Consider the following 21,615-nt stretch of genomic DNA (forward strand, 5'->3'; position numbering starts at 1 on the left):
CTCCATTCTTAACCACGGAGAAATCATGAAAATTCTGATCGTACACAATGCTTATCAATTGGCAGGAGGAGAAGATAGTGTAGTCAAAAATGAAATAGCATTATTGCAACAGCACGGACATGATGTTGAGCTTCATCTAGTCTCTAATAATGAAGTACGTGGTATTGCTGGAAAAATAAATGCAGCTCTTGGAGTAATATTCTCACCAACCTCATATTTCCGTATTCGAAAAATACTCAGAAAAACTCATCCTGACATTGTCCATGTACATAATTTTTTTCCATTAATTTCACCAGCAGTTTTTTATGCCTGTAAGGCGAATAGGACACCTGTTGTATTAACATTGCATAATTATCGCCTAATTTGTCCTACTGCATTACTGATGCATGACGGCAAAGTAACAGAGAAAAGTTTGGAAGAAGGACCTTGGTGGACTATTCCTAAAAAGGTTTACCGAGGATCATATATTGGAACATTCATGTTGGCTCTCATGATTGCCATCCACAAGCGCCTTGGCACATGGAATCGCACAGTTAGTCGCTTCATTCTGCTAAGTCAATTTTCCATCAGTAAATTTATCAAGGCTGGTATTGACCCATACCTTCTCACGGTTAAACCTAACTTCGTTGATATAAAGAAACCTCCCGAACAAGAACGCACTGGATTTTTATTTGTTGGACGCCTGTCGGAGGAAAAAGGAATTGGCGTATTACTATCTGCACTCGAAAAACGCCATAGCACTATTAGTCAATCAAAAATCCAAGTTGCAATAGCAGGAGATGGGCCATTATCTCCACGAATAACACAATCCGAACATCTTGTTAAATATTTGGGAAATCTAAAAAGTAATGATGTACGCGCCTGGATGTACGCCTCCAATGCACTGATTTTGCCAAGTGTTTGGTATGAAGGTTTCCCAATGGTAGTTGTTGAAGCTTATGCTTGTGGCCTTCCTATCATTGCAAGCAGAATAGGCGCCCTTGCAGAATTGGTCGAAGATGGTGTAACAGGTTTACTATTTAACCCAGGTGATGCTGTAGATTTGGCGGCCAAACTTCAATGGGCTATCCAGCATCCCGAAAAAATCAAGGAAATGGGGAAGCGTGCCCGGCAACGCTATGAGCAAAGATACACCTCGAATAAAAACTACGAAGAATTACTATCCATCTATAACGCCGCCATTGCAAATCGATAAAGTTACCTAAACGATTTCAACCACATGCAAAACACCTCACCTGCTAATATCTTATGAGAAAAACAACCTTATTAATCGAATTTATACATCTATGAACGTCCGTATTGATCATTGAACCTAACAATATCGTCCTCCCCAAGATATGCTCCAGATTGCACTTCTATCATTTCTAATGGCAATCTTCCTGGATTGGCTAATCTATGAGTTACACCAAGTGGAATATAGGTGGACTGATTTTCCGACACAAGGAAAACCTCATCTCCACGCGTAACTTCAGCAGTGCCGGTCACGACAATCCAGTGTTCAGCGCGATGATGGTGCATCTGTAATGATAGTGTAGCTCCCGGGTTGACAACAATCCTCTTGACCTGGAACCTCTCTCCCATATCTATACTGTCATACCAACCCCAAGGCCTGTGCACTTTGCGATGCAGATGCGCTTCCGGCCTTGCTTGCACTTTCAGTAACTCAACCACTTTTTTGACTTCCTGGGTCTGGTTTTTGTCTATCACCAAAACAGCATCCGAGGTTTCGACGACGGCAATATTGCTGACCCCCACGCAAGCCACCAAGCGGCTAGAGGAAAGCGCTAATATGTTCTCGCATCCGGTCAACACAACATCACCTTTACTAGCATTGCCTTCGTCATCTTGAGGTAGTACTTTCCAGTAGGAGTCCCAGGCTCCTACATCAGACCAACCAGCAGCCAAGGGAACCACCACGCCTTTAGGTAGAGAGGTCTCAGCATTGGCAACCCGCTCCATGACGGCATAATCAATGGAGTCACTCGGACAACTAGAGAACAGAACTTTATCAACACGGACAAAATCACCATCATCCTGTTTCTGCTCCCAAGCCTGTTGTACTGCTTGCAGAATATCTGGCCGACATTGCATCATAGCCTGCAACCAAACTGAGGCTCGCATCATGAACAGCCCACTGTTCCAGAGAAATTCACCACTATCGACATAGCGTCCTGCTGTTTGCAGATCTGGCTTCTCAACAAACTGTGCAATTTTAAACGCAGTATTATCCTCTATGAGTGACTCCCCCTTTTGGATATAGCCGTAGCCAGTTTCAGGACTATCAGGCACGATACCAAATGTAACGATATTTCCCTGCTCTGCCTGCGTGGCAGCCAACTTAACAGCCTTTTGAAAAATCGCAGTTTCGACTATGACATGATCAGCAGGCATGACAAGCAGGATAGGATCTTGCCCATCTTGCGTAGCTTCCAACGCAGCCACGGTAAGTGCTGGTGCTGTATTTTTCCCTACAGGCTCAAGTATGACTCGCCCAGAGACGCCCATCAAGCGCAATTGCTCAGCAATGACAAAGCGATACTCCTCATTACATATAACCAAAGGCGCTCCGACCTGTAACGCCACGCCCTCCCCTTGAACTCTACGCAAAGTAGCTTGTAGCAAGGAGTCATCATTGACCAGACTCAGCAACTGCTTGGGATATTTTTCACGCGAAAGTGGCCACAACCGGGTACCGGAACCACCACAAAGCACTACAGGTACGATAGCAATTGACATCTTGCCCTCATCTTATATTTATCTAATTGAAATGGGATCACACCAGCCAGAAGTACCTGGGCCAGCGTATTAGTCGCGACCAAATAGGGCTCGCGTAAACACTTTGCTATTAACATCATTAAAATCTGCGGGCGGTAGATTAGAAACAATCACACAGGAATAGCATTTGAAGGTTTTCAAATCATTCAATATCTTAGAATTAAAAATTCGGCTCCACCATCACAGACTCATGAAACAATCACCTCAATCTCTTTAGCTTTTATTGAGCATGTCTACTTTTTCAGCGACGATTAATGTGATGGGGAAGAAAAATAATCTTTAGTGTATGCATGAACCTCAGGAGAGGATTTCAACTCTTCTATGCTCCACCACTTCAATTGTGCATGTTGATTGTCATGTTGCTTTATCTCAATCGTGCCTGGCAAATCAATGCGATGCCCCAGCGCAACATAGTGCGTTGTAATACCAACATCACCGGCAAAACTATCTTTATAAAAATGCTGATAGGCTCCCATCAGCTCGGGCTTGATATCATAAGCATTTAGCTCATTCACAATCGACAACTCCGTTTGTATAACTCGAGACAAAGCTGCTGCAATCGTTTCATTTTTCATGATCCGTCCACCAGGTACAAACCAGAATCCCTGAGCAGGCTTGTTCAAGCGTCGCCCCAGCAACGCCTTGCCATGCTGATATATTATCAAGTCGACGGAAACCAAAGGCATGGCATCAACCATAGCTGAAAATTTTTCTTTAGAATGAATCATGATTGATTAGTTAGTATATTTGTCGAAAACAGAGAATTTTGAAAAAACAATTTTCTTAATCAGAATGAGGCGATATAACTCAGCAATCAGCATTACAACAAAATATAACAAGAGGGATCCTCCCAAGGCATAAATCTCACACCAAGCCCCTTAACAACACCAATTACATCGCGTTTAGCAAATAACACGTTATATCATTCACTCCTACTAGGTGATTACCTAGCCACAACATAGCCGAGACCACAACTAATAAAATGGCTAGCCTGTGAGCTCAAATAATCTTTCGAGGCCCAAGATATTATTTTCCGATGACATTTTTCAGCACATGAAAAACAAACAAGGAGTTCGTCACTAAATACCGCTTCCACAACCGCCGAGGCTCAGAACACAATCTATGTAGCCACTCCAAACCATTTCTTTGCATCCAGAGAGGTGCTCGCAGGATAGTCCCTGCATGATAATCAAAAGCAGCTCCTACACCTATCATAACAGCATTGATTTTTCCTTTATGTTCAGCCATCCACTTCTCTTGCTTTGGGCAGCCGAGACTCACCCAGACGGTACCAGCTCCTGACTTATTAATTTGGCTGATTATAGACTGATCTTCTTCCGCGCTCAGTGGGCGGAAAGGTGGGGAATACATACCAACTATATTGAGCTGAGGAAAATGTTGAGCCAGCTTTTCTTTCAAAATATCAAGCGTAGTTTGTGTACCACCATAGAGAAAAATTGACTCACTGGTTGCCTCGGCATGAGCGCAATATTTCCACATCAGGTCAGGACCATTTATACGCTCCTGATGACCATATCCCTGTTTGCGTATCATCCAGGCAACCGGTGCTCCATCAGGCGTAGCCATGTCGGCTTGATTAACTATATCCTCAAATTCTCGACTTTGTGTAACAGACACCACAGAATGTACATTGCAAATACACACATAAGCACTCTGGTGAATAGTTGCCCAACTTGAGATTCTTGAAATTGCTTGCTGCCAAGTAATAACATCAATATCGGCTGCAAGCACCTTCACCGTTTTTCTCAACACATTCATTCAATTTCTCCGCAACGCATACCTCATCAAGGCACTAAGCGCAGCTAAAAAAACCCAGGATAGCGATGCTACTAAGCGCTCTAACATGGCAGTACAGTACAATAAACAGGAAAACTATATCAGAGGAGACTTATTAGTCACTTTAAATAAATTATGGATTAACAATTTAATTCCTAAATAGAAACTAAATATTATTCAAATACAAAAAAATGTTTTCTTATCTACGACAAGGTAGAGCAGCCATGTAAGCTGTGACTACATCAGTAAAATTACCCACTATAAAACTTCTTCGCGCTAAAACACACCCAATTCTCAACTTATACAAAACATAGTCATCTGCCAACAAATTCGTAACGGATACAGATACAAAGCTTTTTTATATGCAGTAAAAAAGAACTATAGTGGCATTCTAGAAAAATAAACTGAACAGTAGTATAGAGTATTTACCAATACAGATTAAAGACCAAGACTTAGGCCTCAACTAGCTCAATAACAATAAAACTCATCAAAAACAGAAGCGGCGAATTGCTAGGATTGAGAATAATAACCTATCCTTTTCATGGCTGTCATTTTCTTACGAACTAATAAATCACTTCAGCTTCAAATACAACAAGATGAAATATCTCTAATAATTTATCTAGAAAACCCATCAGGATAAATAATAACCGGGGTCTGGCTCACCATCACCATTCCACGAGTAACCTTCTGCTCAAAATTATCTCCAGCATAGGCAAAGTTTGTTAAGGTGGGTTGATTAGTCACATCCAGATTAAAACTACTTTTTGTTGTCCAAAGAATCAACGCAACCTTACCATTTTTTTCTACCCTTACCTGATTTAGCCCATTTACGTCAAATTGCACATAGTCCGCATAGCTATTTAAGAGCCAAGACTTAACTATGCCATATACTCGGCCCAATGCGGTTGGCGTTGAATAATTAGCTTCCACCATGGGCTTACCGCCATATTGAAGCGAGGCACCTTCCCAAGTATAAAAACTAAAGTTAGCAATTTTGAGCGCCGCATTACTAATTACTCCCTGCGCCAAGGCATCTTCAGCTGAAGTATTACCTCCATCCGCTATCGATTTGCAATCCTCCAATACAGAATTGCAAGTAATGTTAGCTTCAGTATTCCATAAGGCCACTTTAGCAAGGCCATGATTATCCAGCATTGCTCGCAGATTCCGTAAGATTCCAGTTGACAAATCAGTCGACCGACCTATATAAACATGCACACTAATAGCATCTATATAATTGCCACCACCTACTGCCAAAAATTGGGAAAGAAACGACATCCCATAGCTAGTAACATTTGGTCCGATAAGCTGATTAGTAGGATCAATCGCTTTTAATTCCTGATATGCAACTCTGGCCAGAGTTGCCATGTTTTCTGCACCACCATCCCAGAATGCCCAATAGTCAGCCTCGTTCCATAGCTCCCATACCTTTATCTTACCTTTGTATCTCGTAGCTAGTGCTCTCACATAATTACGCCAATCATCGGTATTGACAGGCATAGTGCATGCAGAGCGCCCATAAGGATAATTATTGCAAGACTTAGCATGTTTACTACCAGCCCAGTCTGGGGTCATGCCTAATGTATAAATGATTTGTACATCTGGATTATTACGTAACGCATAATCCACATACATATCCAAACGCTTAGCATGAACAGAGCTTGACCATTGAATAGGTCCTTTATAAGGCTGCAAATTAGCCCATGTGGTTCCAGTATCCCATAGTCTTATTGAACCAGGGTTGAAGCTAGGCCACGTTGAATGCACACCTAGTTTATTGATATGAATTCCGAAAAAACTGTTATCAATCGGTTTGGCAGCATACGAAGGCAACTGAGATGTGCTTGTTGTAGTTGTAGTTTGATTGGTCGTTGAAGTAGAACTCGCAGGCTTAGGAGCGATTGGCGAAGCAGTTTTATTTATGCCAGAGAAAGTCCCACCACCACCACCAACCACATTGCCACCCACCCCAGGACGAGTCTCTGCTCCTTGATTAAGGGGAGTTGTATCGACAATGGCGAGTTGTTGAATATTTGGAACACTTGCAACATTACCAACAGAAGAAGGGTCTACCTCTGCGAATATAGCTCCATTGATGCACAATTTTACGTTGACATCATCCAATCCCAGCCTCACAGAACCCACTGTATTCAAAGGATAAATTCCCTTAAGCTTAATTTGCTTCCACGCAGTGGTAACATTAGTTGTTTGGATTGCGGCAGTCTCATAATGTGCCCCATCCCGACGGAAATAAAGCCTGACTTTGGCCGCTTTATCAGCCTTCACCCAAACACTGACTTCATAAGCATCATGCTGACTAAGTGTGCCTGGTATTATCAGTTCAGCATCACCCGTCCCTCGACTCCGCACCATAAATGAAGTAGAGGAACTGCCCTCACGTAGCCCGCAAGTGGCATCTGTTTTGAAGTAGGAGTGTGATGCCCCTCCCCATGAATTAACTACCCATCGAGCCTCAGCAGGAGTTGCAAGAGTGGAATGCGAGAATAGAAAAAAGATCATACTGAAAAAAGCATTTGCCCCACAGATACGTCTCATGATCTACTCCCAGTTAATCTTGACTCTTTTACATTAGAACCTACAGATCTGACACAACAAATAAAAATGAAAAGCAAGAAATAATATATTAATGTGTTATCAGTCAAAAATAATATATTTAAAAAAAGAAAACCAACTCTTGTAACGTAATTTCTTGCTGTATACATCAAAGATATCATCAAGATATAAAACAGCAGTCCATATTCGTAAAATAATTTTACAAGATCACTATGTAAGTTAACTTTCTCTGCATTTCCAATAACATACTTAGATAATTCATACGATGCCCCAGGACCTTGACCCCAAAAAATAAATTGTTCTGGGTGAGCGTAAATTTCTTTTGCTGGCAAAGACAATAACTGTTGGCGCCCCATTCCAAGTTGATCTGCGCTTTGCTGAGTATATTCATAAATGAAATAATCAAACCCGCCCATACCATACATTAAAAGCATTACTAAAAAAATTACATTCAATGGCACCATAACCCATGCGTTCAGAAAATAACGACCATTTTTTTCACCAAAAAAAACAAAAAAACATGATACCAATGCGCCAAGCAATGCAATTCGCTTCAAGCAAAGTAAAGCCATTAATATGCACAAAATAAACAATCTATACCGTTTTTCAAACAGTGCAAACGGGGCCAACAAACCAAACACAAATGCAAATGGGGATTCTAAAGAAGATTCAGATGTCGCAATATCAAAACTGAAACCACCTGTTAAGGCACCAGACAACCCAAAGAAAATAAAAGACCCGACAAAGAAGATATTAAATATTGTCCACAACTTTACCCGCGGTATAACGTAAAGCAAAGATATAGAAATTCCAGAGAACGTAAAAAAAAGATCTTTAATACCCTCAGTATTACCTAAGGGTGATAGGATCAATCCAGCCAAAATAAATGCAAGAAAAGGCCTAACCTCCTCTCCAATTCTGATCTTGCCGTCTGCCAGCACAGCAATCAAAACAAGAAATGGCACAGTGAAAAACAAATATCTCAAGAATGGCAAGGTTAAACATAACAATGCCAGCATCAACCCTATTACAAATATAATATTCCGCAATAGTAAAGGAGAGTCTTTTTGCACTGAATTTTGCACAATAGTAGCCATATTACTTGACTTGAAACTCCATAAAATCTCGATAGGCCTGTCTCAAACCATCACTCAATTGAGTGCTAGCTTTCCACCCCGCCTTCGTCAGTCTAGTCACATCCATGAGCTTTCTAGGCGTGCCATCCGGCTTGGTAGTGTCGAATTCGATGTTGCCTTGGTAACCCACTGTTTGTTTGACGAGCTCTGCCAGTTCTTTGATGGTGACATCCTCCCCTACCCCTACGTTAATGAGAGGTGGTTCGAATCTGCCTGTCTTGCTTTCATCGCTACCCAACAAAGCCTGGTATTGGTCTTGCGGTAGGTTCATGAGGTAGACACAGGCGTCAGCCATGTCGTCACTGTAGAGGAACTCTCGCTTTGGTGTACCTGTGCCCCATACCGTCACATTGGGTTGATTATTCTGCTTAGCTTCGTGGAATTTGCGCAGCAGGGCCGGGATGACGTGGCTGTTTTCGGGATGGTAGTTGTCACCGGGACCGTAGAGGTTGGTGGGCATGGCTGCTAGGTATTGTGTGCCGTATTGGCGGTTGTAGCTCCAGCACATTTCAATTCCAGCGATTTTGGCCAATGCATAAGGACGATTAGTGGGTTCCAATGGGCCTGTGAGGAGGTGTTGCTCTTGCATCGGCTGTGGCGCCAGCTTGGGGTAGATGCAGCTGGAGCCCAAGAACAAGAGCCTAGTGACTCCGTGCTTCCAGGCGCTGTGAATGACGCTATTTTGGATAGCAAGGTTATCCCGGATAAATGCTGCTGGGTAGGTGTTGTTGGCAACAATGCCACCTACCTTGGCCGCAGCCAGAAAGACATATTTGGGCTTGTGTTCAGCGAAGAATGCGTCCGTGGCTTTGTCGTTAGTGAGGTCGAGTTCAGCATGGGTGCGCTTGAGGATGTTGGTGTATCCCTTGGCTTCGAGATTTCTGACGATGGCAGAGCCAACGAGTCCCCGATGGCCTGCGACATAGATTTTTGCAGTTTTTTCCATGACTACGCTCTATTACTCATTGTAGTCGTAAGCGGCAAAGCCGTGCTTCTTGACGAGTTCGTCACGCTGGGCACTCTTGAGGTCTTCACGCACCATTTCAGAGACGAGTTCCTGGAAGGTGGTCTTGGGGGTCCAGCCCAGCTTTTGTTTGGCTTTGGTGGGATCACCCAATAAGGTTTCAACTTCGGTCGGACGGAAGTAGCGCGGATCAACCTGGACGATGACTTTGCCGTTGGCATCATAGCCCTTTTCATCCACGCCTTGACCCTTCCAGGTGATGGTGATGTCGAGTTCCTTGGCAGCAGCATTAACGAAGTCACGCACACTGTATTGCACGCCAGTGGCAATAACAAAGTCTTCTGGATGATCCTGTTGTAACATGAGCCATTGCATTTCGACGTAGTCTTTGGCGTGACCCCAATCGCGTAGAGCATCTAGATTACCGAGGTAGAGACTGTCTTGCAGGCCGAGCTTGATACGGGCTAATGCACGGGTGATTTTGCGGGTAACGAAGGTTTCACCGCGCAATGGACTTTCGTGGTTGAATAGCACACCGTTACAGGCATAAATGCCATAGGCTTCACGGTAGTTGACGGTGATCCAGTAGCCGTAGAGCTTAGCCACAGCGTAAGGACTACGTGGATAGAATGGCGTAGTTTCTTTCTGTGGAACTTCTTGTACCAGACCGTAGAGTTCGGAAGTGGAGGCTTGGTAGAAACGGGTCTTTTTTTCCAGGCCGAGAATACGGATGGCTTCAAGGATGCGCAGGGTGCCAATACCGTCGGCATTGGCAGTGTATTCGGGAGTATCAAAGCTTACAGCGACGTGGCTCATCGCAGCCAGGTTGTAGATTTCGTCTGGCTGGACTTGTTGGATGATACGAATCAAGTTAGTGGAGTCAGTCAGGTCACCATAGTGCAGGATGAAGTTTTTGTTATCAACATGCGGATCCTGATATAAGTGATCAATACGGTCAGTGTTGAACAATGATGCACGGCGCTTGATGCCATGAACTTCATAACCCTTGCTCAATAATAGTTCTGCTAGGTAGGCCCCATCTTGACCTGTTACACCTGTAATTAATGCTACTTTTTTTGTCATTTTTTATCCTACTAAACTAGATTAAATAGAAAGAAAAGTTAAATACCAGCAAGCTTATGTCGATCTGTTGCAGGTAACGAAGTTAACAAATCATCAATAAATCGATTTTGCAATGCATAAGACTCTTCAGCATTAGAATTTATGGAAGACACTCTAAAAATCAAACCATCAGCTATTAATCCATTCAATCCATATTTCAATTGCGTCATTTTGGTTTCAAATCCGCCCGACACAACTTTATCGCCAACTGTTGTCCAGTATGTTAAAGGCTCAGATCGACTACCTAGTTTTGTGAATAATCGCTTAACACGAATCTCCCCTTGCCCAGTTCTTACAATATCTCTCTTAGAAGAAACTAACTGAAAGCCTTGAGCTGGATAACAAACATCAGGTATATGCACTTGATTTGTATCACTTTGCTCATCCCCATAAGCAATTGATATCATAATAAAATCACCTTGAGCATTAACGTATGTACGAGATAAGGTTTGGGTGTATATCTGATTTAGAACCTGCTCTTGTTGAGGATTAATAATTGATGCCCCTGAATCCTTTATCCTAGTCCAATTAGAAAAAGAGTCCGGAATAATCAGATCCAGATCAACTTTACCGCTCAAATCTGCAACTTTTTGAGTAGGTTTATATGCAACAGCGATATAGGCACTCAGCACCATCAAAGATGCCAAAATAACATTTACTAAGAGTTTCTTATTCATATTGTCAGGCAGGACTATACGTTGACGTTTTTCTCAAATACTTCCGCTCTATAAACTGTAGGCAAGTATCCATCCAAATAATTAGTGACAAAGCCACAACAAATAGCAACATACCAGCAAAACCATGCATGAACCCTTGACCTGCAGCATCACCAAAATAGAAAGTGATCAGTGTAAGAGTCATTACACGAATGACATTAGCCGTAAATGAAATCGGCACTATCAAGATAGCCAAAGTAATGTTTCTGAAAATGGAATCTGTACGGACTATATTTAGATACAACAGGCCTAGAGCTTCTAGTGAAATTAAGGTATGCAATCCTGCGCAGGCATCTGCAACCAGTAATTGATAGGGGCCAATCTGCAAGATCACACCACTACGGGCTATCGGAAAACCAACTCCATAAAGAACGGCTTCAGCAACATATGACACAGCAATCTTCATGGGCATAGTTATACTATCCACAATCGCCCCCGGAATCGGGATCATGAATAGAATAAAAAATAGAGGAAACCAAAAAGCCTTCAAACCTGGCCAGCCCCGCATTAGTAATATGAGCCCTAACAGGATCGGGATCTGTGATCCAAGATCAAATACTAAAATATTTTGTGACCGTCCCACTACATAGAATAGCAACCCGATAAGGAATGACAACGTACCAAGGGTTTTCGTAAATTGGCTAATTGTCGGAACTGGCTGTAAAAAAAAATCTTTACGCACCCATATCAGATAGAAAATCACCAACACAATAATAGGCGCATGAGCTTGATCTTCCATCACCCATATAGTATTGGCTGTTTCCCAATACGTAGGTACATACATAGCAAGAAAACCAATTAATAACGGCAAAAACAATATTAACCCTTGCCTTGAGCTTTGAAGGACTTCAGTGACTTTCATCTAGAAATCAACCATGACTGTACCAACCACTTGAATACCATTGGCATTTAACCGATCAGTAAATGTTGTCACTTCAGATACTAATGTCAGATTTTTTCTGACGACCAAGACCAAACCACCTGCAGAAGCAGCTACTGAAAATACGTCAGCCCCCTTAGCATAAGCTGGCGCATCAATTAATACCACATCAAACAGTTCCGAAACATTTTCCACCAACTTCTTGAATGTAGGCCTTGCAACCAATTCTTGAGGGTTGGGAGGAATAGTTCCTGCAGGCAAAATTGTTAGATTTGGAAAAGCAGGAATATTTACTGCAGCTGATTTCACATCTGCACGCCCAGCCAAAATATCAGACAAACCTAGCCTTTGCCCTAGCTTGAAAATATCGTGCTGACGAGAATTACGCAGATTTGCATCAATCAATAAAGTGTTCTGCCCAAGTTGAGAAAATACCACAGCAAGATTAGAAAGTAGATAACTTACACCTTCATTTGAAGAGCAGGCTGAAAAAGCCAGTGTTTTTCTCTGTTGAGAAAACCACTGAAGCGACAATTGACTACGTATATTGCGCAAAACTTCTACTTGTGCACTAAATGGCTGAAAAGCAGCTACAAGTTCCGGAGAAAGGCTTGTCTCACCCGAATGAAGATATGGGTAGTCAAACTGACGCGATAGTACTTGCTGAATATCTGCCTCAGTGATCAAGCCTAAGCTTTTAGCCGCCTCACCAAAACGAATGCCTCTCTCTTTGTGTAAAGCCATAATCTTTTCGGCATCCGCAGCCGAAATCTTACCCATTCTAAGCAACAAACTCCCTATACTAAAATCAGAGTATGCATCAATCGAAATGGCTGAATTATTAGATTCTGTCATTTTGCTACCTATTTTTTGTAATCAAATTAGCCTTAGGAAGAAGGCTCAGGAATTTAGGCCCAGTGTGCATTCTTTTAAGCTCACCCAGCACTGGTGCACGAGCTGAGTACGTTAAGTCATCAAGCGATCTTACTCGCCGATTAATTTGCTCTGCAACAAGAGCAAAAGCTATACCAAGAAAACCACCAACAAAAATGGCAATCAGTATATTCAATAGCAACTTTGGACTCGACGGTTTTAATGGAGGAGTTGCCGGATTCAACAGCACAACATCCGACATATTTGATTGAGCTTCAAGACTATTTGCTGTATACCTTTCCAAAGCTGTGTTATATACCTGCTGAGCATTATCGACGGCCCGTGACAACATTGCCAACTGATCCCGCTCACGATTAATCTCAAGTATTCTGGTCTTTTGAGTTGTGAGCGCAGCCCTAATATCTCTCTCTCGCTGCTTGAGAATACGCGAGTTACTTGCTACGTTACTAGATACAGATTTGGTTTGCCGAACCAATTCAGCTTTGAGATTATCAATCTCAGCTTTACTTCCCTGATATACAGGGTGATTTTTTTCATACTTCTGAGAAATGTCTGCAAACTTCCCTTCAGCACGTGCAATTTCGCTTTTAAGACTTTGAATGATTGGGTTAGATGCAATATCAGGTGAATCTTGAAGGCCGGTACCTGACGCACCGCGCTCTCTAGATTGAGCTTCCATAGTTTGCGCCTGAGCAATAACCAACTGTGATGACAATTCGTTCAACCTAGCAGTTTCAACATCTAATCTATTATCAATACTGACAATACCTTTTTCTTGCTGATATGCCGATAATTTCTCTTGCGCCGACTCCAATTCCCTTCTAAACATCTTAATCTGATCATCCAAATACTGAGCAGCTTTTCTAGATGGTTCTACCTTTAACTGAACTGTAGTTTGCAAATACGCCTCAGCAAATGCGTTAGCAACTACCGCAGCAAACTGAGGGCTAACACCCTTAAAATTAATATCAATCAAACTACTTTGCTTAGCAGGGATAGCATTAAGATTCCTCAGCAGCAATTCCGCCAGCCAATCTTTGATATCGCCCTCTCCCTCAGTTGCCTCAACAAAGCTCTGACGAACATTTTCATTTTCAGCAAGCCCCAGACTCTCAATCACTTTTTTTGCTACGCTCTTACTAGAAATGATATCAACCTGAGTTGACATAAAACCTGGCATCAACTGACTGGGCACAGCCATACCAGTAACAGGATCCGCACCCTTGTAATTGACCAGTACTGTTGCAGTAGCCTCGTAGGTTTTTGAAATCAACAAACTAATAGCAATGGTTGCTGCAAGAATGACGAACAGAGTAATTGCAATCAACTTGTACCTGATACGCAATACAAACAAAAATTGGGAGAAACTCATTTAGCTACCTTTAGATGATCAAATAACAATCCGAATCAGAACAAGCTTTCTTTTACATAAACTACATCATCTGGCTGCAACAAATCGTCATGCTTGGCATCTAAGACCTGAATAGTTCCAACACTATCCCGACGCTTAATTTTCATGCCTTTTTCAGTGCCTCGAAGACTTAAACCGCCGCCCATAGCTAATGCTTGTATAACAGTAGTATTATGCTCTAGACGATATTGGCTAGGACGCTGCACTTCACCATAAATATAAAAACGTGGCGCACGCTCAACGTAAATAATATCTCCACCAGCAACGGTAATATTTTTTGCCAAATTACCATCACGCATCATACTCGCGAGATCCACAACCTCCCGATTAGTGCCCCCTTCCACTTTACGTACAATCGTAATCAGGTCACCTCCTTCTGGAGCAACCCCTCCAGCAAGTGCAAGAACATCAGCCAATGATTTAGCACTATCTAGGGGATATCTACCTGGACGATTTACCTGCCCCAGCACCGATGCTTGCTGACTTTGCAACTGAGCAACAATAATATTTACATGAGGACTTCTAAGATAACCGCCTGTTTCAAGCATACCAGCAATTTTTCTTTCAGCCGCCGCTGGTGTTTGCCCGCCGACTTTCACCTCACCTATCAAAGGATAAGTAATCGTGCCAGACTCACTAACACGAACCTCCAATGAAAGATCAGGTTGTTCAAACACAGAAATTCTAAGGACATCTCCTGGACCTAGAACAATATCCGACTCAGCAGCGTCCACATGAATAGTGGCAAACACAAGAAGGACCGTTAGAAAATTTTTTATCAAATTAATCATAATTTTCATCCATATCTAATGTACAAACCCTTACTTCAACCCACTGACACCACGCGAAATATCATCATCTATATTCTTTTTCACTACCTCTTTACTTTTTGCTTTTGGCTGCTCGATAGAGCTGTCAAGATACTCGATCTTTGCTTCAGATTTCAGCCGCTGCAATTCTGCTTCGCCTGCTTCTTTACGCTTCTTATTCAACAACAACTGCTCAATTTGCTGGGTAGCATCGACTAAAGATACAGGACTATCCTTTACACTATTCATTAATACAAGCATAGTTCTAGGTCCCATACCTATTACAAACAACTGGCCTTTTCTAGCATCTTTCAACCGCTCTGAAATTTGTGGAGGCAACTCCGCAACACTCCGCGCTACCTCACCCCTATCATATTGAATTCCCTTCGCATCTAGCCAAATAGCCACTTCCTGCAAAGACTTAAAGCTACCAAGTACAGATTTAAACTCGTCATTAATATAACGAGAATCTATTAGCAACTGCTCCATTTCCACCAACTTTCGCTCAGCAAACAATTGAGGATTCTGACGATAAAAAGTGTCCACCTCTGCCTTTTCAGGCTTACCTATCGAAGCCACCTTACTTTGTAGATATGCCTGCGCAATAATTTGCGATTTAGCACGCTCTATTGCTTGCATTACATTAGGATCCCTATCTAACTTAGTTTTCAATGCAGCTTGCTCAAGTAACTGACGCTCAACTAACGCATTGAGTATCTGTTTGCTAGCAACATCTTTCTGGGATGCTTGAACATTCGCCCTAGCAAGCTCCTCATTCAGTTGATGCACAGTAATTTCTTTACCGTTAACACTAACCAAAGACTGACTAGCCTTACTGCCATGAGGCTTATTATCACCACAACCAGACAACGCAATACTTACTGCAACTACCACCACTCCCACTGCAGAAAATTTCGGCAGACTTTTGATTTTCACTACAGCTTGTATGTTCAACTTTGATTCTCCTCAGAATTTTGCAAAGTACCACCAACTAATAGGCGTTATCTTTTTTAAATACAACCAAAACTGTCCTTACGATGATCCAGAAATCGAAGGCCAATGACCAATGCCGCAAATAATCCAAATCGTATTCAACACGCGATTCCATTTTATCAAGTGTCTCAGTTTCCCCACGCAGACCATTGACCTGAGCCCAACCAGTAATTCCCGGCTTCACCTTATGCCTCAGCATATAACCACGTATCAACTTCCGGTATTGCTCATTATGAGAAATCGCATGCGGACGCGGGCCGACAATACTCATTTGCCCTTGTAGCACATTAATAAATTGAGGTAACTCGTCCAGCGAGTTTTTACGCAGAAATCCACCAATCGGCGTCAAACGCTGATCACGTTTTTGCGCCTGTATTACTTTGTCGCCATCTTCCATTACTTTCATGGAGCGAAACTTATATACCAGAATCTCCTCACCATTTAGACCATATCGGCGTTGCTTAAAGATAACAGGGCCTTTGGACGTCAACTTTACTGCAAGTGCAATAACCAACATGATAGGAGAAAGCAACAATAGAATAAGCGAGGCAAGAATAATGTCACTAGTCCGTTTGATTAAACTATTAAAACCTGTGAATGGAGTCTCACAAATTGCGACCACGGGAACCCCAGCCACATCATCAAATCGCGCCTGCACCAAATCGAATATATATATATCAGGCACAAAATAGATAGATGCCGTCGTATCTTGCAACTCCTCAAATAACTGCCTAATACGCGGCTGGGCAGACATTGGTAAACTTATAAAAATAATTTGTGTATTATTAGCCCGCACATAAGGCGCAATATCAGTCATGGCTCCCAACACCGGAACATTACGCATACCCTTAGGATGTCGCGAGACCTCACGATCATCAAAAAGCCCCTTCACATCCATGAAGAGATAAGGATCCTCATTAATACGATGTACCAATCTAACACCAATATCATTGGCCCCCACGATCACGACAGAGCGAACCTCGCCGTTTTTATGCAAATCGGAAGCAATTTTACGAATAGCAAGATGCGCAATAATAAAAACCACTGGAACACTTATGAACCAGGCATACACCATCTCATCAAGATATTGACTGGAAAGATCTGCCGCATAGCCAATAAATACCAACACGGCGACTACAATCGCCCATCCAAATAAAATATCTCGAAGATAGCCTAATATCTTACCACTACGCCAAGTACGATAGAGATCAAGGCGCTCATAGACATTGGCAGAAACAAAATATGCCAATAGAGCAAGAATTAAATAATACCCATTAAATGGTTCACCAAATATCAAGGTGAATCCATAGAGAGTACCCAAAATCACCAGTGGATCCAGTAATTGTTTAAAAAAAGCAACTAACGGGATATCATTAACAGTCATCTAACACACCATCAGAATTCGTATTGTCCAGACAAACTAACGCTATTAGACTTAAAACCAAAAACATCTGAGCTCGAATCTCGGCTACTATGTATAAAAGATGCATTGAATCTAAAAGAACTTATCGGTTTATATATTAATGACACCATTGCACTTTTATCCTTATCCGATCGTAGCTGACCAAAAATAGCATCCCCTTCAAAATCTCGCTTCTCATATCTCAGACTCCCCTGTAACATAACTTTTTCTGTAGCAATCCAGCTAGCAGTGACTGATGATCCTTGATTCAAGGTATAACTTGTTGTTACAAAAGACTGAGCATTGTTTTCACGCCAAACCATCCAGCGTAAATCAGTTTTTCCTGTAGGTACCCAGCTAAAATTCCCTCTTAAGTTAACCCCTCTAAAATCTCTTGATGACAACTGCTCATGCTGACGATCAACAACCCCACCTAAAAACTGCACCTTTGTTTTACCTGTGATAGCCCAATCAATATTCAATTTCCACTCATTCTGGGCATAGTCATTGCTAATTAGCGCCCCTAAAAATATCTGCTCTGGCTTATTACCCTTGACCTGCCTATACAATATCCCCACGATACTTTTACTCGGAGAAAGATAATCCAAGCTCAACTCCTGTGAATTCTCTTCGAGATTCGCTGCTTTTTGTATATCCGCACTATATTCAATTTCATAATTCACAACGGCGCCTCTCAATCTCCAACGAGGATGCATCATCCAGCGAGCTTCAATCAAACGCCGATCACTAGTTCTTGTATTTAATGACAACGCGCGAGGATCATTAGTAAAAAAATCTGTGAATGGAACCATTGCTTCTTTATGATACAACTCAAACTTACCATCCCATCTTCTACCGACTTTCCAATCCCATCGACCAGTCATCTCCTTAGCATTATTATCCAACGCAGAATTACGATCGTACTTAGACTTGTTAATATTAAAATCAACAAATATTCGTTGCTGGCTAATCTGTTTATCCAGAATAATACCCACACCAGTCGTCAATACTGTGTCAGATAAGTTCGAACTACCAGTCAACAGCTGAGCTCGCGCCTTATTATTAAAGCGACGAATATTATCGTCATATGTATATGACACATTTACGTAAGGACGAATAACATCCTCTTCAAGAGCATGCGCCTGCGGTTGCATCAAGACAACATCCAGACACAAGACCCCGACCAAGGCGGCTTTTTTTAATTGCAGATTATTTAAAAGAGATAAGCGCAAAAGAAATACTTTCCCCAATGATTACCAGTAATACCAATTACCAGTATGTATGACCCAAACTCCTAACATGCCGTTGGTCACCGCATGGGCGATGATCGGCATCCATATTTTTCCGCTACGGATATAAAGCAAGCCGTATGCCAAGCCAGCCATCAGACCAGCAAACCACTCGGTATGCTCTATCGCGAATAGCGCAGATGAAACAAGCAAGGCCAAGACGCTTACCTGCCGCGGGTCGACGTTGAGGAAGTGTTGATTATGAATCCAGCGCATCAAGAATGAACGCCAGAACAGCTCTTCCATCAGGGGTACAACCAGTGCAGCCCCCATCACTCTTGTCGCCATTAGCAGACAGGCATCTGGTCCGCTTCCCGGATTAAATCCTTCGGACCGGTCGCCAAGCAACATCCATGGCGCATCCAGATTGATCCAGGCGATAAATACTAGCACACCAATAACAGTTGCGCTCAACCACGACTTTGCTCCCAACGAGGATATATCGCGGAGCTCGGCATAATGCTTACGTAAAACCCAGAGCAATATGGCTACCAGGCCGACCTTGATGCCATAGAGCCAACGCAGATCAAGCTCAGTAGACGCGAACCGGGCAGCCAAGTCCACCGCTGCCATAAATAGCATATATAGCGCAAACGGCGCTACGCGACTCCAAATCGGCATATTCAACCGGGATAAAAACATATACTAGATAATCAGCTCAATCGGGCATGATACAAAACTTCGCTCACAAATGATATAAATTCTCATTTGTATAGTCTATTCGGACTAAAAAATAAGTCGGCATCAAGCCGACTTATTGAATGCTACTGAGCTACTGCGATAGATTTATGACAAATCCTTGCTTTTGCGACGACGGGCCACAACACCCATCATGCCCAGGCCGATCAGCATCAACGCATATTCGGATGGCTCAGGAACGGCAGCCACACGGAAACCACTCAACCAGATTTCCTGGCCTACACGACCACCTTCGCTGGTAGAAGCGCCCTGGATGATACCGATAGCGTTGCTACCAAATACATAGGTGTATTGGGATGCATCTACGCTCAGGAAGTAGATTCCGGAATTGGGGTTGTTTTCACCGATGCTAACATCGGTACGAATGGCAACCTTGTCCAGATCAAGATAATCGCCTGCAGCGGCATTGGCAGCATTGTAAGACGCTACATAGCCAGAGCGTGATGGATCACGCAGACGGTAGCCATCTTCAGCACCACTATAAATGCCATAAGCGAAATACCAAGCAGCAGAAACAGTGTCTACATCGGCAAAACCAGTACGTACAATAGAATTGATTTCAGAGATACCGCCGCCGCCATGGATATTGCCTGTTGGATAATTAGGCAGCAGTTGGAAATAGCTGCCAATAATCAGTTGATTAGTTGTTGCATCAATCCATACTGTGTCGATGAAATTGCCAACCTGGATACTATTATTCACAGGAGAATAGACAGCTGTCGTCACAGAAGCTTGCTGAGCCCAGCTGGATGGAATACCGCCAGTCAAGAAAAATGGATCAACCGCTACATTGTTTGCGCTACCAGGCGTACGCTCACCCGTGTTCAAGACATCGACAAAACCGCCAGCGTAGGCACTGCTGACACTCACAAACGCCAGTGCGGCACCAGCAATAGCTTGTTTGAATACTTGTTGCATTTTAAAAATCCCCTCTAAATTAAATCATCGCCTTATGAACAGGCAATGACTCCGTTCTTAGTGATACTACTTTCCCCATAAAAACTTTGCATGTCAAACATGCAAAGCTACTGGTTTTAGGCCAGGTTTTTTTTGCGGCGACCAGCCACAAAACCGACTACACCCAGACCCAACAACATCAGGGCATACTCAGATGGCTCAGGCACTGCAGCCACAGTTGGAACAAAGCCGCCGATAAAACCACCAACTACTGCCTGCCCTTCTTCACCAGCCTGATAGTAACCAATCGCCTTGTCAGCGAGGGTGTACTCAGTTGCGTCAGTCTTGACTAAGAACAGGCCGCTACGTGGATTGCCCTCACTTACACTGATATCGGATTTTTGACGTACAGCATCTCCATCAAAGCCAACAGTAAAGTCGAAGGAGTAGTCATCGGTCCGACCAGCTTCATATAGGCGCAAATCGAAATCAGATAGGAACATCCAGCCAGCAGAAGTTTCAAGGCCTTCAAACCCGTAACGGTAAAGGAAATTTACCTCTTGGTTATTATCAACGAGGTTGATATAGCGAGTGCCAAACACCAATGCGCCATCGCGGCTATCTTGATAGACAAAGTCATAAACTGTTGCTTGGGCTATGCCAGGAAGAAGAGGCACGTTAGTTGTTACCTGCCAATCCAGCAACTTCAACTCATAATTACCGGAACTGGAACTATACGAAATCGAACTTGCAACCAGATCATTATAGCCAGTGCTATAACCATCAACCCAGGTGTAACTGGTAGCATCCAGAAACAGCGGATCACGCGCTGGATTCTGGATGCCAACGACCAATCCGCCATTGGTTGCGCTGAGTGCTGCCAAATCATCACGCAAGTTAACAAAATCGCCCGCATATGCCGAAGTAGCTGTCACCAGCACAGATGCCAAAGCAATAGACATCAATTTCATCATCAATCTCCTTATGTTTATTAACCATATAGCCCCTATGAACGAGACCATATCCTTGAGGACAACCGAATCGCTTGGCTATCGCGTTTGCTATGGGTGCAAAATCCGGGCCCAGTCAGCCTTCAGGACAAAATGGAAATCAAACGAGGAAAGTAACCAAAAATAACAAAATATTTACAAATCATTTACATACAACTTACTTGAACGAGTTATCTAAATAAAATCCATGCCAAAATTAGTCCAAATGGACTAATTCTCACATCTTGTCCATCTATACATTCTCAAA

Annotated in this window: 19 protein-coding genes; 1 reads left to right on the forward strand and 18 read right to left on the reverse strand. The window is 42.8% G+C overall.

Annotated features, from left to right (window positions below):
* Positions 1-25 precede the first annotated feature (25 nt).
* A complete protein-coding gene (locus tag ACJSDX_RS05965; protein ID WP_407993913.1) occupies positions 26-1,195 on the forward strand; it encodes a glycosyltransferase family 4 protein in 1,170 nt (389 codons plus the stop codon).
* A gap of 89 nt (positions 1,196-1,284) precedes the next feature.
* Here ACJSDX_RS05965 and ACJSDX_RS05970 read toward each other — a convergent pair whose 3' ends face one another.
* From ACJSDX_RS05970 to ACJSDX_RS06055, 18 genes are all read right to left on the reverse strand, one after another.
* Positions 1,285-2,736 carry a mannose-1-phosphate guanylyltransferase/mannose-6-phosphate isomerase gene (locus ACJSDX_RS05970; RefSeq protein ID WP_407993914.1) on the reverse strand — a complete coding sequence of 484 codons (1,452 nt, stop codon included), beginning with the start codon at positions 2,734-2,736 and terminating at the stop codon, positions 1,285-1,287.
* A gap of 290 nt (positions 2,737-3,026) precedes the next feature.
* A complete protein-coding gene (locus tag ACJSDX_RS05975; protein WP_407993915.1) occupies positions 3,027-3,503 on the reverse strand; it encodes a GDP-mannose mannosyl hydrolase in 477 nt (158 codons plus the stop codon).
* Positions 3,504-3,801: 298 nt separating this feature from the next.
* Positions 3,802-4,554, reverse strand: a complete 753-nt coding sequence (locus tag ACJSDX_RS05980) for a WecB/TagA/CpsF family glycosyltransferase (protein ID WP_407993916.1) — start codon at positions 4,552-4,554, stop codon at positions 3,802-3,804.
* A gap of 633 nt (positions 4,555-5,187) precedes the next feature.
* Positions 5,188-7,128, reverse strand: a complete 1,941-nt coding sequence (locus ACJSDX_RS05985) for a carbohydrate binding domain-containing protein (RefSeq protein ID WP_407993917.1) — start codon at positions 7,126-7,128, stop codon at positions 5,188-5,190.
* Positions 7,125-8,243, reverse strand: coding sequence for a hypothetical protein (locus tag ACJSDX_RS05990; protein ID WP_407993918.1), 1,119 nt, complete (start codon positions 8,241-8,243; stop codon positions 7,125-7,127). The genes ACJSDX_RS05985 and ACJSDX_RS05990 overlap by 4 nt, the downstream gene beginning before the upstream one ends.
* A 1-nt stretch (position 8,244) precedes the next feature.
* Entirely contained in the window at positions 8,245-9,228 is a 984-nt protein-coding gene (locus ACJSDX_RS05995) for a GDP-L-fucose synthase family protein (protein ID WP_407993919.1), read from the reverse strand.
* 12 nt (positions 9,229-9,240) lie between these two features.
* Positions 9,241-10,329 carry a GDP-mannose 4,6-dehydratase gene (gene gmd, locus ACJSDX_RS06000; protein WP_407993920.1) on the reverse strand — a complete coding sequence of 363 codons (1,089 nt, stop codon included), beginning with the start codon at positions 10,327-10,329 and terminating at the stop codon, positions 9,241-9,243.
* 38 nt (positions 10,330-10,367) lie between these two features.
* On the reverse strand, positions 10,368-11,045 hold the full coding sequence (epsI, locus tag ACJSDX_RS06005) for an exosortase-associated protein EpsI, B-type (RefSeq protein ID WP_407993921.1): 678 nt from the start codon (positions 11,043-11,045) through the stop codon (positions 10,368-10,370).
* 4 nt (positions 11,046-11,049) lie between these two features.
* The gene (gene xrtB, locus ACJSDX_RS06010) at positions 11,050-11,946 is read right to left on the reverse strand and encodes an exosortase B (RefSeq protein WP_407993922.1); all 897 of its coding nucleotides are present in this window, start codon (positions 11,944-11,946) and stop codon (positions 11,050-11,052) included.
* Complete coding sequence (epsG, locus tag ACJSDX_RS06015; RefSeq protein WP_407993923.1) at positions 11,947-12,819, reverse strand: chain length determinant protein tyrosine kinase EpsG; 873 nt, start codon at positions 12,817-12,819, stop codon at positions 11,947-11,949.
* 4 nt (positions 12,820-12,823) lie between these two features.
* Positions 12,824-14,230 (reverse strand): chain length determinant protein EpsF, encoded by a 1,407-nt coding sequence (epsF, locus tag ACJSDX_RS06020; RefSeq protein WP_407993924.1) that lies wholly within the window; start codon positions 14,228-14,230, stop codon positions 12,824-12,826.
* Positions 14,231-14,265: 35 nt separating this feature from the next.
* On the reverse strand, positions 14,266-15,069 hold the full coding sequence (epsE, locus tag ACJSDX_RS06025; protein ID WP_407993925.1) for a polysaccharide export protein EpsE: 804 nt from the start codon (positions 15,067-15,069) through the stop codon (positions 14,266-14,268).
* A 21-nt stretch (positions 15,070-15,090) separates the two neighbouring features.
* Positions 15,091-16,032 carry an EpsD family peptidyl-prolyl cis-trans isomerase gene (locus ACJSDX_RS06030; protein ID WP_407993926.1) on the reverse strand — a complete coding sequence of 314 codons (942 nt, stop codon included), beginning with the start codon at positions 16,030-16,032 and terminating at the stop codon, positions 15,091-15,093.
* 37 nt (positions 16,033-16,069) lie between these two features.
* Positions 16,070-17,455 carry an undecaprenyl-phosphate glucose phosphotransferase gene (locus ACJSDX_RS06035; RefSeq protein WP_407993927.1) on the reverse strand — a complete coding sequence of 462 codons (1,386 nt, stop codon included), beginning with the start codon at positions 17,453-17,455 and terminating at the stop codon, positions 16,070-16,072.
* A gap of 11 nt (positions 17,456-17,466) precedes the next feature.
* Positions 17,467-18,705, reverse strand: a complete 1,239-nt coding sequence (gene epsL, locus ACJSDX_RS06040) for an XrtB/PEP-CTERM-associated polysaccharide biosynthesis outer membrane protein EpsL (RefSeq protein ID WP_407993928.1) — start codon at positions 18,703-18,705, stop codon at positions 17,467-17,469.
* 21 nt (positions 18,706-18,726) lie between these two features.
* Positions 18,727-19,404 carry a CAAX prenyl protease-related protein gene (locus ACJSDX_RS06045; protein ID WP_407993929.1) on the reverse strand — a complete coding sequence of 226 codons (678 nt, stop codon included), beginning with the start codon at positions 19,402-19,404 and terminating at the stop codon, positions 18,727-18,729.
* A 144-nt stretch (positions 19,405-19,548) separates the two neighbouring features.
* Positions 19,549-20,379, reverse strand: a complete 831-nt coding sequence (locus ACJSDX_RS06050) for a PEP-CTERM sorting domain-containing protein (RefSeq protein WP_407993930.1) — start codon at positions 20,377-20,379, stop codon at positions 19,549-19,551.
* 116 nt (positions 20,380-20,495) lie between these two features.
* Positions 20,496-21,332 carry a PEP-CTERM sorting domain-containing protein gene (locus ACJSDX_RS06055; RefSeq protein ID WP_407993931.1) on the reverse strand — a complete coding sequence of 279 codons (837 nt, stop codon included), beginning with the start codon at positions 21,330-21,332 and terminating at the stop codon, positions 20,496-20,498.
* Between the last annotated feature and the right edge of the window lie 283 nt (positions 21,333-21,615).

It is taken from the genome of Methylobacillus draconifructus (assembly GCF_045984355.1).
Taxonomy (GTDB): domain Bacteria; phylum Pseudomonadota; class Gammaproteobacteria; order Burkholderiales; family Methylophilaceae; genus Methylobacillus; species Methylobacillus flagellatus_A.

Bases quoted from the DNA above. Each gene is read 5' to 3' on its own strand.
- ACJSDX_RS05965 (WP_407993913.1), top strand. From the start codon at position 26: ATGAAAATTCTGATCGTACACAATGCTTATCAATTGGCAGGAGGAGAA.
- ACJSDX_RS05970 (WP_407993914.1), bottom strand. From the start codon at position 2,736: ATGTCAATTGCTATCGTACCTGTAGTGCTTTGTGGTGGTTCCGGTACC.
- ACJSDX_RS05975 (WP_407993915.1), bottom strand. From the start codon at position 3,503: ATGATTCATTCTAAAGAAAAATTTTCAGCTATGGTTGATGCCATGCCT.
- ACJSDX_RS05980 (WP_407993916.1), bottom strand. From the start codon at position 4,554: ATGAATGTGTTGAGAAAAACGGTGAAGGTGCTTGCAGCCGATATTGAT.
- ACJSDX_RS05985 (WP_407993917.1), bottom strand. From the start codon at position 7,128: ATGAGACGTATCTGTGGGGCAAATGCTTTTTTCAGTATGATCTTTTTT.
- ACJSDX_RS05990 (WP_407993918.1), bottom strand. From the start codon at position 8,243: ATGGCTACTATTGTGCAAAATTCAGTGCAAAAAGACTCTCCTTTACTA.
- ACJSDX_RS05995 (WP_407993919.1), bottom strand. From the start codon at position 9,228: ATGGAAAAAACTGCAAAAATCTATGTCGCAGGCCATCGGGGACTCGTT.
- gmd (WP_407993920.1), bottom strand. From the start codon at position 10,329: ATGACAAAAAAAGTAGCATTAATTACAGGTGTAACAGGTCAAGATGGG.
- epsI (WP_407993921.1), bottom strand. From the start codon at position 11,045: ATGAATAAGAAACTCTTAGTAAATGTTATTTTGGCATCTTTGATGGTG.
- xrtB (WP_407993922.1), bottom strand. From the start codon at position 11,946: ATGAAAGTCACTGAAGTCCTTCAAAGCTCAAGGCAAGGGTTAATATTG.
- epsG (WP_407993923.1), bottom strand. From the start codon at position 12,819: ATGACAGAATCTAATAATTCAGCCATTTCGATTGATGCATACTCTGAT.
- epsF (WP_407993924.1), bottom strand. From the start codon at position 14,230: ATGAGTTTCTCCCAATTTTTGTTTGTATTGCGTATCAGGTACAAGTTG.
- epsE (WP_407993925.1), bottom strand. From the start codon at position 15,069: ATGAAAATTATGATTAATTTGATAAAAAATTTTCTAACGGTCCTTCTT.
- ACJSDX_RS06035 (WP_407993927.1), bottom strand. From the start codon at position 17,455: ATGACTGTTAATGATATCCCGTTAGTTGCTTTTTTTAAACAATTACTG.
- ACJSDX_RS06045 (WP_407993929.1), bottom strand. From the start codon at position 19,404: ATGTTTTTATCCCGGTTGAATATGCCGATTTGGAGTCGCGTAGCGCCG.
- ACJSDX_RS06050 (WP_407993930.1), bottom strand. From the start codon at position 20,379: ATGCAACAAGTATTCAAACAAGCTATTGCTGGTGCCGCACTGGCGTTT.
- ACJSDX_RS06055 (WP_407993931.1), bottom strand. From the start codon at position 21,332: ATGATGAAATTGATGTCTATTGCTTTGGCATCTGTGCTGGTGACAGCT.